An 18,542-nucleotide genomic window follows, 5' to 3' on the forward strand; every position below is an offset into this window, starting at 1 on the left:
AATTAAGGACAACATGAATAATAATAATTTGCCAGTCGGTGTATTCGACTCAGGGATGGGCGGACTGACCGTTTTGCGTGCCTTGAAAAGCTTATTACCCAGAGAGTCTTTCATCTATCTGGGGGATACAGCCCGTTTGCCTTATGGAACGAAAAGCGCGGAAACTGTGCAGCAATATGCTGTGCAGATGGCAAGATTATTGATAGCCAGACGAATCAAGGCGCTAGTGATTGCCTGTAATACAGCAACCACTGCCGCCTTGCCGTATTTGCAGGCCATGTTTACCGAAATACCGGTGATTGGAGTGGTTCGGCCTGGAGCGGGAGCGGTGGTTGCCGCCACGCGAAACCAGCAAATTACTGTGTTTGCTACCGAGACCACTATTGCTTCCAATGCATATCAACGCTTAATTACTGAACAGCTTCCCCAGGCGACTATCAGTGCGCGTGCCTGCAGCGTTTTGGTAGCGCTTGCGGAAGAGGGGATGGTAAATAATGCGGTAGCACGCGAAGCGCTGCTCTATTATCTGTCTGAATTCAAAAACGAGGATACCTTACTGCTAGGCTGTACTCATTTTCCAGTTTTTCGCCCCTTGCTTGCGACGCTGCTGCCCGAATCAGTCGCGGTGGTTGATTCTGCCGAGGCAACTGCATATGCTTTTCAAAAGTTATTGTATTCGCATCATCTGCAAACAGACTCTGCTTCTCCAGGAAATATCGAATATCTGGTCACTGACTCTATTCGTCGTTTCCAGACGGTAGGAGAGATTTTTCTGGGTGAAGTTCTGAAAGAACACCATATTGAACTGGTGGACGCCTGTCTTCCTGTAGAGGCTGATAACTCAACTCGGGCTGCTTAGGGGGAAAGAGGTGTGGAAGTTGCAAATCCACATCCTTGTGGACCAGCGCGTCCTTGCGCTGTTTCCTTATTCCTGGAACTTCCTGTTCCTGAATTTGCAACTATCCTTACCCTAAAGTGTAGCTTTGACTTGGCAATTGATCATTAAGAAACTGTATGCGCGCCACTTGAGAAATATCTCAATTTACAAAAAGAGGGCCCTGGGGCTCCACATTTCCTTAAAGAGATTCCAAAGCAACATAGCTAAATGATATTCTTGATGGATGTATCCTGGATGTGATACCCAAAGAGTCCCTTCAATGAGAGTTAAATTATTTACATGGTTAAAATCACTAACCAAGCTTGTCTGTTTATCCCTTTTAATATTATTAGGGCTAAGAATATTTGAGCTACAGCGGGGTCCTGCCTTGGAGCTATGGCATACTTATGTTCCAAAGGAAAAGCATGCTAAAGAACTGGATAAGCTCAACTGGTTACAATACACCGACACAGAAAACTCTCTTTTTGATGCCGTGCGCGCTGAAGTTACTGAAAAATTAACTAGTAAACAGCATACCCCCGGTAATCGATATTTCTCCGGCAGCCCGGTTTATCCCGAAAAATTTTCTACTGACTGGAATCGCTCTTATATCCTTGAACCCCAGGGTCCAGCTGTGGGCGCTGTAGTCTTATTGCATGGGTTGACTGATTCACCTTATAGCCTGCGTCACATAGCCAGACGATATGTCGCTCATGGCTATGTTGCAATAGCAATTCGACTGCCAGCTCATGGCACAGTACCGGCTGCCTTAACTGATGTGAAATGGGAAGATTGGCTGGCGGCCACCCGGTTAGCAGTACGTGAAGCGCGAAGGCGCATAGGTCCATCGCAGCCTCTCCATCTTGTGGGTTTTTCAAATGGCGGTGCACTGGCATTAAAATATGCGCTTGATTCTCTTGAAAATAAAGAATTAACAAAACCCGACAGGATAGTTTTAATTTCACCAATGATTGGCATTACCCGCTTCGCGCGTTTTGCGGGATTTGCTGCACTGCCCGCGATTTTGCCCCCCTTTGCAAAAGCAGCCTGGCTCAATATACTTCCTGAGTTCAATCCATTTAAATACAACTCTTTTCCGGTTAATGCGGCAAGTCAGTCTCATCGTTTAACTACTGTATTACAACAACAAATCATACGCCTTGCTAAAGAGGATCGACTAATTGAACTGCCTCCTGTATTGACCTTCCAATCTGTGATGGATTTTACAGTCAGTACGCGCGCGATAATCCGATCGTTTTATGCGAATCTTCCAGCAAATGGTAGCGAATTAGTATTATTTGATTTGAACAGGGCTTCAAAATTGGGTCTTTTATTACGTCCTTCAGCTGATACTGCAGTGGAAAGGCTACTAAATGCTCCTCCGCGAAACTACCGCAGCGTCATTATCACTAATGCGAATAATGACAGTGTTGATGTGGTTGAGCGCGTTACTAATGCTGGAACTGTCAATGAACGTGTTCTTCCTCTAGGATTGACTTATCCGCGTGATGTCTATTCTTTATCACATGTTGCAATTCCTTTTCCAATGAACGATAGTCTGTATGGTCTTTTTCCTGATTCAATGGACTATGGTGTTCAATTAGGAACCATTGCTTCGCATGGTGAACGGCAAGTGCTTATCGTCAGTCTGGACTCAATTCTTCGACTTTCATCCAATCCATTTTTTCCCTACATGATTAAGCGTATAGAAGAGCAGCTCCCTAAGAGGAGCTAATCTTTTTCTTTATTAAGTTCATAACCTGTCGTCTTTGCGAACGAAGCATAATAATCAAGCACCGCTTGATTCCACTGCTGCGGTTGTTCCAGACTGGCCAGATGGCCGGCATTCTCAATTATTACCAATGCGCTATTTCTGGCGATCTCATGCAGATTCTCACTTTGCCGTGGAGGGATGACTGAATCGTATTCTCCACTAAGAATTAACACAGGGATTTCCGCACTTGCAAGAATGGAGGAAGTGTCTTCTCGCTGCGCCATTCCGCGTAATGCCGAGGCCAGGGCAGTGGCTTTCTGGGATTCGAGAATTTCGAGAAGCTCTGCCTTTATTGGTTCCGACGCCTGCGAGGAAAGTGCTTTGCTGATAAATGCCTGGATAAATGACGAAGTGCCATTGCTTAAGATTTCCTGGGCTGCAAGCTCGCGCTGTGTTTTTGTGTCCTCGTTATCTGCAATGGATTGCGTGCCAGATAAGAGCAGGGAATTAACGCGTTGGGGGTATTTTTTTAAAAAAGCCAGTGCAACGTAACCACCCATTGACTCCCCGCCAACAATCGCATTGGGAAGTTGCAAGTGATCAAGAACCATCCTTATCTCCTCGGCATATTCATTCATAGAGACCGCCTTACCATTAACCTCACCAGACTGACCAAAGCCCCATAAATCCACAGTGATCACACGGAATCTGTGCTTTAGTCCTTCTCTCTGGGCTTTCCAGATGTCCTGGTCGGCAGGAAAAGGATGAATTAATACCAGCGCAGGGCCTTCGCCAACGTCAGTATATGAATAAAAATTACTCTGGGCTGCTGCATTCTGAAATAGTAAGCAGAAAACCAAGCATTTTAAAAATCGGATCATCTGATTTCTTCCATGAAAAAGTGATATACAGCTTAAGGCAAATAAACGCATTTTCATAATCAATAATTTTTATCAAAATCATAGATAAAATTAATAATAGATTCATTCCTAAATTAGCACTATAAATAGCTCAGAGATATTTCCCCGCCTTCGCGGGGAAGCGACTTCAATTTAATAAGTTAGTTCTTAATCAGCCGTTTTTCTATTAAAAACATGAACAGACCGATGGCTAAAAAATATAAGGGCATTGCCTGCAGTGTGCCATTATGAAAATATCCCATTCCCAGAGTAAAGACGGAAATTAAACAGTAGTAAAAGAAACCAAACACACTGGATGCGGTGCCAATACACCATTTAAAGTCAGTCAGAGCGAGCGCCAGGGCGTTGGTCGTGACCATGCAAACACCAAACATAATACTCATTTGCATTACCAGGCTCAGAATAATCATCAGCATTGCAGAAAGATGCAAATAAACAGCGATAAAACTGTATATTATCGTCGCAATCAAAATAATCATTAAGCCGTATTGCATGATTTTGCCGGAAGAACGATAGGCATGCAGATATTTGGACAGGAGACCGCCTGACATGGTGCTTATGGCAATGGCAATGAAACTCATACCAAATTGACTGGGTGACAAACCTAGCATTTTGATGAAATAAAAAGGTCCTTCAGCAAAATAACTAAATGAAATGCCATTACAACCTGCCACCAGAAGTGCGGATCCCATCACTTTTTTGTTACTCAGTAATTGGATAGCCACTTTGGCAATTGAAATCCGGGCGCGTTGCTCCGGCAGATGCGTTTCAGGCAGTTTTCTCGCTACCAGAATGATTAGCAGCAAGCTAAAAAACGTCAAAGCCGTAAAAATGCTTCGCCACCCAAGATTTTCTGCAATAAGCCCACCTACGACAGGACCTACCGCAGGGAAAACAGCCAGTGCACTGCCGACTATAGAATAGACTTTACCTAAGGCACTGCCTTGAAAGGCATCCCGGCAAATTGCCTGTCCCAGGACACTGCCGATACTTCCGCCAAAGGCCTGAACAAAACGACTGAGCATTAACCCGCTGATAGTTGTCGAATAGTAACATCCCGTACAGCCTATGATGAATATCAGCAGTCCCAGTAGAATTCCGGGTTTTCGCCCAAATCGATCGGAGAATTTTCCCCATACCAGCGTGCCAATGGCAAAGCCGAATAGATAAATGGTAAGCGTATATTCCATCATTGACGCAGAGGTATGCAAGCTCTGCGCAATGACAGGCAGGGAGGGCGTATAAACTGTTTCAGACAGTTGGGGTAAACCCGCGATAAGTACAATAAGCCACACAGGCGGCATAATAAAATTCATAAAATCCTCGAAGTTTATAAAATAAAACATATCTGCTTTTAAAAAAGCAGTTCATTGTGAAAAATGAATTAGTTTTCTTTTACACTACGACGATTTTTTTCATTTCATAATACCTGAAGCAAAAAGTAGAACGACTATTATACAGTAAAACAAAAGGAGATGTCATTAGCTTATTAATATTATGCAGGTCAGGCGCTTCGCCGACATTTCCCTGGGCAAGTGGCTGTGTCTAATTTGTCCATTTGCGTGAAAAAACGAGCGTCGGGCGAAGCGCCCGACCTACGCGATCCATACATTAAAAAGATTAAACTTCCGCAGGGGTTTCACTTTGATTGATTGCATTTAACACCCATTGAACCTGGCTGGAAAGGTCAATGTCAATGTAGGAAAGCTCTTCATAGCGATGATCTTCATAGGGATTAGACTCGGGATCCTCTGCTTTGATACGGGCAATTTGCTTATCTCTTTCCTGGTGCAGCCAGACAATCTGAGGTTCAAATAAATGAAGCATGCCTTCAACCCATTGATCCAGAATCATCCAGTAGGGGTCATCTTCCAGTGTCATTTCATATTTTTTGATGAAACTGGACACGTGTTTTGCATCATACCAAATCTCGGAGGACACCCAACGGTTTACGGTAAAGAGGCGTATCGGCTGACCAAGGCAATTCATGGAAATAGCCACGATATGGGTCATCGGGTTATCCATGTTTTTATCCCAATCGGATAAAGGAGTAGGAGTTATTTTGGCGGGGATCCCTTTATAACGAAGGAAACAATGAAAATGGCCATGCTCCATGCTTTCATAATCTTCACGATGGCAATGATAAAAATACTGAGCTCCCGTTTGGCGATCAATACGATCTCCCTTGGGATAATGGCTCATCGATTCATGACGACGCTTCTTTTGTAAAGTGTAATGAATAATGTTTTTTCCTTTGGCAGTGGTCATCTGTTGCTGGGCTTCCAGAATCTGAGACGCATAGGCCAAAAGGCGGGATTGTTTCGTTTTACTCAAATAAGGTAAAGAAAATTCAGACATAAATACACGCTAGAAAAAAAAGGAAGCGTTTCCGCTTCCTTTAAAAATATTAGCTACCGCTGCAGCCGCCACAACCTTTGCAGCCATTGCAACCTTTGCAACCTTTGCATCCGTTGCAGCCTTTACAACCTTTGCAGCCTTTGCAACCAGCGCAGCCACTTGCTTGAGTAGTAGTTGAATCAGCGTAGGCAGCAGGAACAACAGAAGCAGCTGAAAGGGCAGTCAGTAATGCGGCCACGGCTAAAGTTGATTTTTTCATGATGAATCCTTCCTTTGAAAAAGTTTAGAATTTGAAACACAGTTAAGGACCAGAAACAGTATCTGGCAACATTTACTCCTTCGGAACTTTGTGAGCCGCAGTTAAAGCTTGCTTACAGTTTCAAAAGGTCAATTTAATTATATTAGAGTGGCGCATTTGATCAAGCTATGTTCTTCATATTTTTGAAAATTTTTGTCGCCAAAGGTTTCATTATGATTAAGAGAAATTCACATTGGCAATTTATGGCAGGTCAAAGTTTTAAGCCTGAACCTTCATTGGGTATACAATCATCTTTCATCTCGCTTATCCTCTGTTTAAACTGATGCGATTTACTAATGTTGGCGAGCGGGTTAACCGTGAGCGACTGGCTTAACAGATTGTTTACGGGTTGCCACCATAATGAAGTAGAATACTCCGATTCATTTTTTTGCAGTGTATTTGCAAAAGCGGCCAGGGCTTCACTTGCATGGGGGTAGATTTGTAAGGTATCAATAAGCTGATTAAGGCGATTAATTTCAATCAGCAACCCAGGGTGTTCTCTAACATGAGCATTGGATTGAAACTGAGACTGATAATCTGTCAGTGCTCTGAGTAGTTCATCACGCAGGGCGAAATCTTTTAAATCGATCATGAGATCCTGCAGTAATACTTCTATTTGGGAGTTGGGCACAACTTTTGATAGATCATCCGTACCAAATATTATCTGGCTAATTGCATCAAGTTCAGCTTGTCGAATATGGGGGTTATCTTTGCTCAGCTTATTAATAATTGTATGAATCCCCGTGATCGCATTATTAACCCAATTGATTTCGGGATGATAGGCTCTATGCTTTGCTTCGTAGATACGTATTGATAAATCATCGACAATTTTCTTGATTAACTCAGCTTCTTTGGGAAACCTTATTTGCTCAATGTTCTTATACAGTAAGCTAATTTCAGGGTGAGTTTCTTTAATATTTTTTATCAGATTTTCAGGATGAAAAGGGTTTCGACCCGTGACAGGGATTTTCGTTTCAATCCAGAACTTGTCAAGATCAGCCGCGCTGTTTATATCAATAGCGACTAGTTTACTATTATTCTGAGCGATCACATCATTCACTTGCTTCAATTGGTCATCAAACAGCAGGCCAATGGCGTCATTATGTCCCTCCTGATGATATAATTGAAGAATTTCAGCCATTTTATGGCCTTTAAGGCCTGCCGGCGCACGTACTATTTCAACATTATGGACATCATAGGCTTCAAGAATATTGACAATTTCATTGGTGGGTTTTGTTCCTAAATAGCTACTCAAAGCCTGCAATCCTCTATCCACAAAGCCAGGTCTGGCAGTCAATATCAGGATATCATAGCCTTCTTTCTGAGCTCTGCGAACATATTCCAGTAATACCTGTCTCATATGACTCTGCTTATTGCGAAGGCCATAAAGAGGATTCTTGTCAATTTTTTCTACTAAAGTTGTTCCGTCTATATCAATCGCGATGAAACCTTTGGATGATCTGGGCATGTAAGTTAGTTAAGTAGATTGCTTACTATTTAGTCTAGTAGAAAATAATTCACTTCCCACGTCATCTCGAACGCAGTGAGAGATCTCCCAAATCCTGGTTTGTGCCAGCATTCGGAGATCTCTCACTGCGTTCGAGATGACGGCGTGCCTGTGAGTAATGACATAGTTTAATGAACACTCTCGAAATCTTTTCCAATAGGGAGATCCCTCGCTGTGCTCGGGATGACGTGGGGAGTTACAAAATGAATTGGTTTATTTTAGGTGGGTCTGTTTTTAGAATGTTACTTAAGTTATAATATTAGGCATCTAGGTAAAAATAAGGTCAATCATGTCCCAGCTCAGCCGCTTTAAGAAGTCGTCAAATAAAATTGAATTTTTAAATGATCCTTATCTGGACAAAAAATTCTATGATGAATTATGTGCAATGCCGAAATCCGAAAGAGAAGCATTCGCCAGTGAAATTGCTGAGCAGCTCACGCCAGACAATCTTTCCCAGTTCATTACTCGTATGACTGATCTTTGTTTTGAGGCCAAAGGTCATGAATTTATTCGAGCGGCCAGTGGAGATTTCTTCGCTGGTGTATTATTTAGGCTGATCAAAAAGCTGGATGTAGATAATACGTTTAAAACGGCTTATCAAAATAGCAATAATAAACATGTCTATCCCCAAGAACATGTGTTTGATCAAAAAACAGTAGAAATACTAAACATTATTAGAAGTATCGCTGCAAAAAAAGGCGTAGAGCATCAACAAAATCTATATAGTAATTTGGCCATCAAAATATTTAATCCCTTGATTACTGATGATATCGCTAATCCTCAGGAGTTAATGGCAATTTCTATGGATTTACAAAAGGTAATTACTAACAAAACTGCATTAGATCAGTATTTCAGCACGCGCATTCCTGATGCAGAAGCTCCTGGTGTAGAAGCTTATTTTGAAGAGCGAACAAAAGCCTTGGACGAAAAACAGGAATTGCACAATAATGCGATTCAAAACATCAAACAGTTAATTCGCAGCAAACCCTGGAGCATACCAGGTTTCTTGTTCATTCGAGGCGGGGTGGATATAAATGTCGACGGTAGAACATTGAGAGTACCTCATCGAGTCGCTGAAATGGCAAGAGCCATTGATACTTATGAAGCCAAACAAAACAAAACGGAAAATGATTTATACGACTTGTATGAGCAGATTAAGGATATCGCCCAGGAAGCACTGGATAATCCTCGGCAGGGCCGACAGCCTTCTACTACAAAGTTTTATAAGGATGTGCTTGAAAATGTGTATCGGGCTGCAGATGTTGGTCTGGTGAATACTAATGAGGATGATAGGGCCAGGTTGTTAGGTCTGGATTAATAAGTAATCGTTTAACTCCCCAGGTACGTCATCCTGAACGCAGTGAAGGATCTCCTGAATCTGGCTCAGTTCCAAGCAGTTTGAGATCCTTCGCTACGCTCAGGATGACGTAGCTGGGGAGTTACATAATCGTTTGAGAACGCCAGCATTTTTCATTTGACGTTCTCCCATATCGTATTTGGCTAAAAGCGCTCAGGATCTGCTTTTAGCCAGTGTTTTTTGAAACATTCCGGAATCTCTTCGCCAAGCAATTGTCCGGGTGTTAAATAATCATAGATTTCGTTAAAGGGTTTAACACAGTCCGCACTGACCCGTCTCATCAGATATTCTGGCGATAAGTCGCTGGGGTTACATAATCCCATAGCACCTACCATCTCAAGAAAACTCCTGACGGTATTATTATGGAAATTCAACACACGGTATTGTTTCTCTTCGACCACGAGTCCACGCTGTAACCTTAAGTTTTGTGTGGCGACTCCGGTAGGGCAGGTATTGGCATTGCATTGTTTTGACTGAATGCAGCCCACCGCGAACATCATGGCACGTGCCGCGTTACACATGTCGGCTCCCATCGCAATATTGGCGACCAGATCAAAGCCGCTGGCTACTTTCCCACTGGATATAATTCTGATTTTATCCCGTAAATTAACGCCGACCAGAGCATTATGGACAAAAACCAAAGCTGCCTCCAAAGGCTCTCCCACTCGATTGGTATATTCAACCGGTGCGGCTCCTGTACCGCCTTCAGCGCCATCAACTGTAATGAAATCAGGAGTAATGCCGGTTAAAAGCATTGCCTTGCATATACCCAGAAACTCATGGCGTTTGCCTATACAGAGTTTAAAACCTACAGGCTTGCCTCCGGATAATTGTCGTAAATGTTTTACAAACTCCAATAATGTACGCGGGGAATCAAAGGCTGTGTGGGCTGGCGGAGAAAGAATATCGCCTCCGATTTTAATTTTACGCACCTTCGCTATTTCCGGAGTCACTTTAGCTGCGGGCAAAATTCCGCCATGCGAGGGCTTAGCCCCTTGCGAGAGTTTGATTTCAATCATTTTGACTTCTTCGCGAGTCGACTCTGCGATAAACTCCTTTTCATCGAAATTGCCATTTTCATCCCGACAGCCAAAATAGGCAGTACCAATCTGGAATATAATGTCGCCGCCTTGCAAATGATAGGGGCTTAAACCACCTTCACCGGTGTTGTGAGCAAAATTCCCCAGTTTTGCTCCTTTATTAAGCGCCATGATGGCATTAGGCGATAAGGAACCATAACTCATTGCCGAGATATTCAGACGTGAGGCACTATAAGGCTTGCTGCAGTCAGGCCCGCCGACCACAATTCTGGGTTCAACTTCTGACACATGTTTGGGAGCGAGTGAGTGTAAAACCCAGGTATAACCGACCTGTGTAATGTTACGGCTGGTGCCGAAGGGAATCGTATCACGCACATTTTTTGCCCGTTCATACACCATGCTTCTGATTTCACGATTATAGGGAAGCTCTTCCTGGTCATCCGCAATAAAATATTGCTGAATTTCAGGCCTTAAAAATTCCATAATGAACCGGAAATGACCTAAGACCGGAAAGTTTCTGAGAACGGAGTGTTTGGTTTGTATCAGATCGTAGATTCCCACGATAATGATTGGTACCAGAAAGACAATGCACCAGATGGTATCGTGCATCATGATTAGGAAAAAAATAAAGCTTAGCAGGATGAGCCCGAATCCAATATACCACTGGCGCCGCATAGTTAAATCCTCTTAAAAAAGGTAGGGAATACAAGCCGGGAGGCTTGTATTCAGGATGGAATTACTTCGTAAATACCTCATACTCAGGGTACCACATGGTTTCTTTTATCGCTGTTTCAATTTCCGCATCACTAATTTTATCCGCGTGGTTTTCCTTAATAGCCTGTAGAATCACCGCCTTGGCTATATGTCGGCTTACATCCCGAATGACTCGAAGATCAGGTAAGAGAGCGCCTTCACCCTTAATCATTGCCGGAGACAGATCGCTTAATGCCATTGCAGCGGCCATCATCATTTTATCGGTGACGCGACGCGCCTTTCCAGCGACGACGCCCAAGCCTACACCTGGGAAAATATAGGAATTGTTGCATTGGGAAATTTCAATGGGATGAGAACCAATTAACACCGGATCAAATGGACTTCCTGTAGCAACCAGGGCCTTACCCGCACTCCATTCCAGTATTTGCTGTGGAGTCGCCTCAGCTCGTGAAGTGGGATTGGAGAGTGGGAATACAATAGGGCGATCGCAGTAACTCGCCATACTGCGTATCATGGGCTCGCTGAATTGCTGGGGCTGTCCTGAAACGCCGAGCAGGATAGTCGGTTTGGCGTTATTGATTACTTCAAGGAGATTAATCTGCTGACTGTTTTGAACCGTCCAGGTTTTTAATCTGTTTTTGGATTGAACAAAGCCTTTTTGGAAGGGCAGAATATTTTCCAAGCCTTCCTGCAGTAAACCCATTCTGTCAACCAGATAAAAACGAGATCGTGCTTCGGATTCGCTCAGCCCCTGATTAATCATTGCCTGCACCAATTGCTCGCTGATGCCGCAGCCAGCTGAACCGGCACCCAGCAGGGCGATACGATGGTCTTTTAATGGGACACCCGAAACACGCGTTGCAGCAATGATAGCTGCTACTGCAACTGCGGCTGTTCCCTGAATATCATCGTTGAAGGTACAGAGCTGGTCACGATACTTTTCGAGAATCGGATAGGCATGCTGTTGGGCAAAATCTTCAAACTGCAGCAGTACATTTGGAAAGCATTTTTTGACGGATTGCACAAATTGATCGATAAACTGATCATACTCTTCGCCAGTAATACGAGAATGACGCCAGCCCAAATACTCAGGATCATTAAACTTTTCCTGATTATTGGTACCTACATCCAATACAATAGGTAATGTATGTGCAGGATGGATGCCCCCGCAAACGGAGTAAAGCGATAATTTTCCAATTGGGATGCCCAAACCGCCAGCGCCCTGATCACCCAATCCCAGAATTCGTTCGCCGTCAGTCACAACGATCACATCAATCCGTCTATTTTTCGCAACAGTCGAAAGAATCTTCTCCATTCTATCCCGTTCCGGATAGCTGATGAACAAACCGCGGGGTTGACGATAAATGCGATGAAACTGCTGACAGGCCTCACCTACTACAGGGGTATAAATTATGGGCAAAACTTCCAGTAAATTATCCAGGACAAAACGATAAAAAAGGACTTCGTTGCGATCCTGCAACGCTCTCAGGTAGATATGTTTTTCAAGAGGAGTATCTTTGGCATCGTAGGCATCGCGGCTGCGTCTCAATTGTTCGAGAATACTCTCGGTATTGCAGGGAAGAAGTCCATGCAGCTCAAACAAGTCTTTTTCAGCTTCAGTAAAAGCGGTGCCTTTATTTAATAAGGGGTCTTTTAATATTTCCTGGCCGCGTGCAGTAATTTTGGAACTCATAACCACTCCCTGGTAACTGTAATTTAAAATGCCAAATCGACATTATGCTAGTTCATTCTTGAGAATCAAGATCCTCGTTGCAATATTTATCAAGTTTCTGATTCCAGGTTTCACACTGGAGTTTGACCACCTGATTCAGAGAACCACTTTCCTTGAAAACTTTCCTCAGCAAAAAAGCATCATTGATTTTGTTAAGAATATCATTTTGGAGGAGATTCATAAAATATTGATTATTCAAAAACTCAATTTGCGGCCTTATTTTTTTTAGCGTATTGAGAATATCATCCTGAAGCAGATAATGCTGACCATTATCGGAGTCAATGATGTCGCCCTCAAAACCATAACGGCTTGCCTGGAAGCGGTTATAACTGTATAAAAAATACAGATCATGACTGACTTGAGTGGGACGTTCTTCGAGAAGATACAGTGACAGACTTTGTAAATAAGCCGCAATTTGAATGGCTTTACCAAGGCTTAATGGCGTATCGCATACTCTGACTTCCACCGTGCCGAACTCAGGTTTGGGGCGAATATCCCAGTAAAAATCTTTCATGCTGCCAATTATTCCCAGTCGGCGAAATTTATAATAGTACTCAGACAACTCATTCCAGTTAATTAAGTAAGGGATTACACCGCTTAAGGGAAAGGCGCTAAAAATACTGGAGCGGGAGGAGCAATAGCCGGTGTCAACACCCTGGTAAAATGGAGACGATGCCGCTATTGCGATGAGTTGCGGAACATATCGACCCAAGGCATGTGTCAGATACAAAGCATCCTCGGGGCTGGTGCAGCCGATATGAATATGCTGACCAAAAATAGTGGCTCTTTTTGAAAGGTAACGGTATTTTCTGGCCAGATTTTTGTAACGTTTCGCTGGAAAAATTTTTTGCTTTGACCAGCGCTCATAGGGGTGTGAGCCGCCGCCGCAAATATAAGCGCCGACTCGCTCGGCTTCCTGTAAAAGATATTGCTGCAGTTCTGAAAACTCGTCAAGCATGGTCTGAGCCGACTGATGCACTGAGGAGTTAATTTCAATCATGCTCTGAGTAATTTCCGGAACAATACGCGTTTCAAAATTACTTCCGTGCACATCCCGGATGATGTCTTTTGAGCAAAATTTGTGACCCCAGCTTCTCGGATTGATTAATTGAAACTCAAGTTCTATTCCAATCGACACCAGAGCTGATTTTTTGAAGGGTAATCGTCGCATTGTCGTCCTGTTATTTTCTGCAATCCATTGCACGGGAAATTCGATACAAACCTATAGTCAATTATAATCTGTAAATGCAAAATGTTCTAAAAATAATCAAATGGATTGTCAATTAATCCTATTCTCAAATGACGGCGTGCCTGTGAGTAATGACACAGTTTAATGAACACTCTCTTTAATTCATTCAATCCTAAGGCTAATCCAAAATATGTCGATATGAATCTTAAATGTCATTCTGATTATCATTTGGGCATCCGCTGCGAGCCTCGGAACGCATTCTGTATTAAAGGATTAAAATAACAACAAGGAAGAAAACATGAGCCCGGAAAAGATTTCATACTTTGTATTAATGGGGGACAGCCTGACCGACCGTGGCACTATTGCGAATAAATATTTATGGGGTTGTATTCCTATGAGCTGGATAACTGGTTTGGACAAAAAATCACCAGATGGACGGTTCACCAATGGCTATGCCTGGAGTGATCATCTGAGCGCCGGCATTGCTGAAGATTTCATCATCAAAGAGGTGGGTAAAGAATATAAAATGGATGCGACTGACATCAGCGACGCCGTGATTGCCCATGATAGTAAGGTTCGAGCACATGTTCAGGATAGTTATGATTTGGATGATGATCTGGTAGTCCGCTATAAGGGAGTTGATTTCGTTAGAAATTACAGCGAAGGAGGATTAAGCGCTCATGATTATAGCTGGGTTCCAAGCTCAAGTTTAAGCCGTTTCTTTAATCGAATGGTAGTTTCTACGCTGGAAGAAATGCGGGAGAAAATGATTAAATATGACGAAACTCATCAGGTATCGAATACACAGAAAAAATCAACCCTGGTTATTGAATGGTCTGGAGCCAATGATTTAATCACAGTGAATGAGCGTCCAACCATAGGTGAAGCTAAAAAAGCATTAAAAGCCAGAGTTGAGAATGTTGAGGAACTGATAAAAAAAGGCTACTCCAACTTTATTTTATTTAACCTGCCGGACTTGTCATTTACTCCCATGTATCAGCAAAAAAGTGAATATGAGAGAGATAATGCTCAATCCTGCTCGCTTTATTTTAATGAACAGTTACGGCTAGCCTGTAATGAATTAAAGATTCGCTACCCCAATTGTTCAATTGAATGCTTTGATATCAATTCACTGTTTACAGATATAATTCAGCATCCTCTGAAGTGGGGATTTGATCCGGAGAAGGTGAGTACACCATATTACGGCTCCGAGGATTTTTACAATGAAAACGGCAGCTCTCCGGCAAAAGGTTACATTTTCTGGGATACTATTCATCCTTCAGCCGATATGCATGCTCTTCTTGCCCATCATTTCTATCTGAAATACCAGTTTAAATACAATTTCATTGCGCCTGATTTTCTGGCCGAAAGCCAGCGAAAAGAAGCCAGCTCCACTATCAGTGAATTACGGCGTCAATTCATCCAGGAATACGGCACACGTCTGGCTAAAGATAAAAACAGCTTTTTTGGCAGCTTGTACCGTTCCAATATTGATTATAAAAATGCCAGTCTCGAAGAGATTTTTCGCCACGCACTGTATGAAAAAGGCTATAGAACGCGAGCCAGCATCACTCATTTAAACTGGATAGACAAGAAGGGAAATATCACCTTGAAAGTGCCGCCTTTGGAAACTGCAAAAATGGTTGTGGAAGCGAAGGAGGGGATAAGGAGGAATCCTCCTGAAGAAGAAAGAATATCGAAAAGAATCTGAGATATGACCGGCCTCTTTCCCCATCTTGAAATGGGGCCGGATACTTGAAGTACATGCAGGTTATTTTTCAGCGTTTGACTGTCACTCTTATATCGTTGGCGTGGGCTACAGAATGTGGTTTGCTTACGCTAACGACCACCTGTTCCAGCTTAAATTCTTCTTTAATTAAAGCAGCTACCCGGTCTGCAACCGTTTCAATTAATTGAAATGAATTGGATTCAACATATTCAGTAACGCTTCGGCAGAGCGCGTCATAATCAATCGTTTTATTAATATCGTCATTACATTGACTAAAGTCGCCGGGAATGCTGATATCAATAAACAGATTTTGCTTAATTTGCTGTTCCCAGTGATGAACTCCAATGCGAGTGGCAATTTTTAACGCTTTAACTTCCAGAATATCCATTTTTTGATCAACGAAAACAAAAAGGGCAGGGTAGCAAAGTTTGCAGGCTTATACAATCTTGTATGCTTACGTTCTCGACCTGCAAATTAGGTCAATACATTGTATAAACTGTCCTCCCCGCGCAGGCGGGGATCCATCTCTGAGCTCGCTATAATGCCAATTAAGAAATGGATTCCCGCCTGTGCGGGAATGACAAATTTCTGTAACGCATCGGCGGTGACCTACGTCGACCCTGTATACTTACGTCTGCGACTTGTTCGCCGGATCATGGAATCCTTGCCAAGATTCCTCGAGTCTGCGAATAAAACCGCAAAACCTGGATGCTATCCGAACTATGCTGACTTCTGCAGACTAATTAATTCTTTTATCCCGGTTTCAGCCAAATCCAGCATGCCGTTTAATTGAGCGCGGTTGAAACTGTTTTCCTCTGCGGTGCCCTGTATTTCAATAAAGTCACCGGCCTCATTCATAACGACATTCATATCCGTTTCAGCCAGCACGTCTTCTGCATAGTCCAGATCCAGCACGGATTGTCCGCGGTAAATGCCTACAGACACTGCTGCGACATAGGTGAACGCCGGCATTTTTCTAATTTTCTCCCGGCTAACCATCCAGTTCAGCGCGTCTCTTAATGCAAGACAAGCCCCTGTAATGGCGGCTGTTCTTGTGCCTCCGTCAGCCTGAAGCACATCACAGTCGATGGTAATGGTATTTTCACCCAGCACTTTAAGATCGAAGCAGGCGCGAAGCGAGCGGCCAATCAGACGCTGAATTTCAAGGGTTCGGCCGCCTTGTCTGCCTTTACTGGCTTCCCGGTCAGAGCGGCTGTGAGTGGCCCGGGGCAACATTCCGTATTCTGCAGTAATCCAGCCTTGATTTTTTCCCTTGAGAAACCGTGGAACACCGTCTATAACTGAAGCATTACAAATAACTCGAGTCTGGCCAAATTCTACCAGTACAGATCCTTCAGCATGCTGCGTATAGTTGCGGTGCAACTGAATAGATCGAAGTTGATTGGGTTCACGATTGCTGGGGCGCATGGCTTGCTCCTCGATAAAATTGCAAAGTATACCCCTTTCTTCCTAATGATGCACGCAGACTTGCATTTGTACAAATTTAGTTTATAGTCGGCCATCCTCAGAAAGAATTAGTAGTAAAACTCGATTATGACTAATAGTATGACCGCTTTTGCACGCGAGCAGATTCAAGTAGACGGCATGATTTTTTGCTGGGAAATTCGTTCGGTAAATCATCGGTATATGGACGTTTCCTTTCGCTTGCCAGAAGCCTGGCGTTTTCTCGAAAATGACCTGCGAACAATGCTTAGAGGGCAGATTAGCCGCGGTAAACTCGAGTGTCAGTTAAAACATCAGGATAATTCCGGTGTTGAAAAAACGATTGCAGTTAATGAGCCATTATTGAATGCTTTAGTGAGTACGGCTGAAAAACTATCCAGTGATAACCATCTGGCCAATGATATGAGTTTGTCAAAGGTGCTGGCATGGCCTGGAGTTGTAAACATAGAGCAACCTGTTCTTGAGCAATATTCGGCTTCGATTTTAGACCTGTTCAATCATACGTTAAAACGACTGCAGTTAATGAGATCTGCGGAAGGAGCGGCACTGCATCAACATGTACTGGATAAACTTTCACGGCTAAAAACCGAGATTGGGAAAGCCCGCGAGTTTGCTCAGAAGAACAGCTTGCTTGCCCGCGATAAACTGCTGACTCGATTGCAGAGTCTGAATCTGGAAGTGGATAGCAGTCGAATTGAACAGGAACTGGCGATTCTTTTAAGTAAAATGGATGTAACCGAGGAACTGGAACGATTGTCGGTACATATCCATGAAGTGAATAACAGTCTCAATGCAAAAGAGCCCGCGGGACGACGGCTCGATTTTTTAATGCAGGAATTAAATCGCGAGGCAAACACACTGAGCTCAAAATCTGATTCCATTGAAATGACGCAGTCTGCGGTAGAAATGAAAGTATTAATCGAGCAAATGCGAGAACAAATTCAAAATATAGAGTAAAGATAAATGGCGAATGATGGCACAGGAAATTTATTTATTGTAGCGGCCCCCTCAGGCGGGGGAAAAACCAGTCTCGTGAAAGAGCTTGTTAACAGCATGCCCGATATTGAGGTATCTGTTTCGCATACTACCCGTTCCATGCGTCCGGCCGAGAAAAATGGCGTCGATTATTTTTTTGTTTCGGAAAGCGAATTTCTGCGCATGATTGATGACTCTGCTTTCATTGAATACGCAAGAGTTTTCAACCATTATTATGGTACTTCAGTGATTCAGATTAAAGACCGACTGGCTTCGGGCATCGATGTGGTACTGGATATCGACTGGCAGGGGGCGCAGCAAATCAGAAGACTGTTTCCTGGGTCTGTCAGCATATTCATCATCCCGCCCTCGCTGGAAACTCTCAAACAAAGGCTTCAAAACCGTAAGCAGGATAATGAAGCGGTGATTGGGAGTCGAATGTTACAGGCACAGGAAGAATTGAGCCATTATTCTGAATTTGATTATCTGATTGTCAATGACAGTTTCGAGGTCGCGGCCGATGAACTGAGGTCTATTGTGCTTGCCAATCGCTTAAACATACAGCGGCAATCAGTAAAGATTGCAAAATTACTTTCCTTCTTATTAGCATCGAAGTAAAATAGATTATTTTGGTTATAAGCTTAAGATCGTCACTGCGGGCCTTGGTG

16 protein-coding genes are annotated in these 18,542 nt (G+C 43.2%); 6 read left to right on the forward strand and 10 right to left on the reverse strand.

The window, feature by feature from the left end; genetic code table 11:
* Positions 1-13 precede the first annotated feature (13 nt).
* Both murI and LXA66_RS13215 read left to right on the forward strand, forming a co-directional pair.
* A complete protein-coding gene (gene murI, locus LXA66_RS13210; protein ID WP_233013525.1) occupies positions 14-859 on the forward strand; it encodes a glutamate racemase in 846 nt (281 codons plus the stop codon).
* 298 nt (positions 860-1,157) lie between these two features.
* Complete coding sequence (locus LXA66_RS13215) at positions 1,158-2,612, forward strand: carboxylesterase (RefSeq protein WP_233013526.1); 1,455 nt, start codon at positions 1,158-1,160, stop codon at positions 2,610-2,612.
* On the opposite strand, the gene LXA66_RS13220 is transcribed toward LXA66_RS13215, so the two are convergent.
* The 5 genes from LXA66_RS13220 to LXA66_RS13240 all read right to left on the reverse strand — a co-directional run bounded on the left by LXA66_RS13220 (position 2,609) and on the right by LXA66_RS13240 (position 7,527).
* Positions 2,609-3,472 (reverse strand): alpha/beta fold hydrolase, encoded by an 864-nt coding sequence (locus LXA66_RS13220; protein ID WP_233013528.1) that lies wholly within the window; start codon positions 3,470-3,472, stop codon positions 2,609-2,611. The two genes, LXA66_RS13215 and LXA66_RS13220, sit on opposite strands and share 4 nt — an antisense overlap.
* Positions 3,473-3,651: 179 nt before the next feature.
* Positions 3,652-4,827: a multidrug effflux MFS transporter gene (locus LXA66_RS13225; protein WP_233013529.1), complete on the reverse strand. Its 1,176-nt coding sequence runs from the start codon at positions 4,825-4,827 to the stop codon at positions 3,652-3,654.
* A 304-nt stretch (positions 4,828-5,131) separates the two neighbouring features.
* A complete protein-coding gene (locus LXA66_RS13230; RefSeq protein WP_233013530.1) occupies positions 5,132-5,869 on the reverse strand; it encodes a hypothetical protein in 738 nt (245 codons plus the stop codon).
* A 9-nt stretch (positions 5,870-5,878) separates the two neighbouring features.
* Positions 5,879-6,070 carry a hypothetical protein gene (locus LXA66_RS13235; RefSeq protein ID WP_233013531.1) on the reverse strand — a complete coding sequence of 64 codons (192 nt, stop codon included), beginning with the start codon at positions 6,068-6,070 and terminating at the stop codon, positions 5,879-5,881.
* Between the two features lie 308 nt (positions 6,071-6,378).
* On the reverse strand, positions 6,379-7,527 hold the full coding sequence (locus LXA66_RS13240; RefSeq protein ID WP_233013532.1) for a hypothetical protein: 1,149 nt from the start codon (positions 7,525-7,527) through the stop codon (positions 6,379-6,381).
* Positions 7,528-7,963: 436 nt separating this feature from the next.
* Here LXA66_RS13240 and LXA66_RS13245 point away from each other — a divergent pair, with 436 nt between their 5' ends.
* A complete protein-coding gene (locus tag LXA66_RS13245) occupies positions 7,964-8,992 on the forward strand; it encodes a hypothetical protein (RefSeq protein WP_233013533.1) in 1,029 nt (342 codons plus the stop codon).
* 182 nt (positions 8,993-9,174) lie between these two features.
* On the opposite strand, the gene LXA66_RS13250 is transcribed toward LXA66_RS13245, so the two are convergent.
* The 3 genes from LXA66_RS13250 to LXA66_RS13260 form a co-directional block, all read right to left on the reverse strand.
* On the reverse strand, positions 9,175-10,746 hold the full coding sequence (locus LXA66_RS13250) for an FMN-binding glutamate synthase family protein (protein WP_233013534.1): 1,572 nt from the start codon (positions 10,744-10,746) through the stop codon (positions 9,175-9,177).
* Positions 10,747-10,807: 61 nt separating this feature from the next.
* Positions 10,808-12,478, reverse strand: coding sequence for an NAD-dependent malic enzyme (locus LXA66_RS13255; protein ID WP_233013535.1), 1,671 nt, complete (start codon positions 12,476-12,478; stop codon positions 10,808-10,810).
* Between the two features lie 52 nt (positions 12,479-12,530).
* Positions 12,531-13,688, reverse strand: coding sequence for a YbdK family carboxylate-amine ligase (locus LXA66_RS13260; protein ID WP_233013536.1), 1,158 nt, complete (start codon positions 13,686-13,688; stop codon positions 12,531-12,533).
* Between the two features lie 316 nt (positions 13,689-14,004).
* Between LXA66_RS13260 and LXA66_RS13265 the strand changes: the two genes are divergently transcribed.
* Positions 14,005-15,417 (forward strand): SGNH/GDSL hydrolase family protein, encoded by a 1,413-nt coding sequence (locus tag LXA66_RS13265; RefSeq protein ID WP_233013537.1) that lies wholly within the window; start codon positions 14,005-14,007, stop codon positions 15,415-15,417.
* 67 nt (positions 15,418-15,484) lie between these two features.
* On the opposite strand, the gene folB is transcribed toward LXA66_RS13265, so the two are convergent.
* Together folB and rph are read right to left on the reverse strand one after the other, a co-directional pair.
* Positions 15,485-15,823, reverse strand: coding sequence for a dihydroneopterin aldolase (gene folB, locus LXA66_RS13270; RefSeq protein WP_133139004.1), 339 nt, complete (start codon positions 15,821-15,823; stop codon positions 15,485-15,487).
* Positions 15,824-16,155: 332 nt separating this feature from the next.
* Positions 16,156-16,863, reverse strand: coding sequence for a ribonuclease PH (gene rph / locus LXA66_RS13275; protein ID WP_233013538.1), 708 nt, complete (start codon positions 16,861-16,863; stop codon positions 16,156-16,158).
* A 126-nt stretch (positions 16,864-16,989) separates the two neighbouring features.
* Between rph and LXA66_RS13280 the strand changes: the two genes are divergently transcribed.
* Together LXA66_RS13280 and gmk are read left to right on the forward strand one after the other, a co-directional pair.
* Entirely contained in the window at positions 16,990-17,856 is an 867-nt protein-coding gene (locus tag LXA66_RS13280) for a YicC/YloC family endoribonuclease (protein WP_233013539.1), read from the forward strand.
* 6 nt (positions 17,857-17,862) lie between these two features.
* On the forward strand, positions 17,863-18,492 hold the full coding sequence (gene gmk, locus LXA66_RS13285; RefSeq protein WP_233013540.1) for a guanylate kinase: 630 nt from the start codon (positions 17,863-17,865) through the stop codon (positions 18,490-18,492).
* Positions 18,493-18,542: the final 50 nt, after the last annotated feature.

Source organism: Legionella sp. 16cNR16C (assembly GCF_021297775.1).
Lineage (GTDB): Bacteria > Pseudomonadota > Gammaproteobacteria > Legionellales > Legionellaceae > Legionella_C > Legionella_C quinlivanii_A.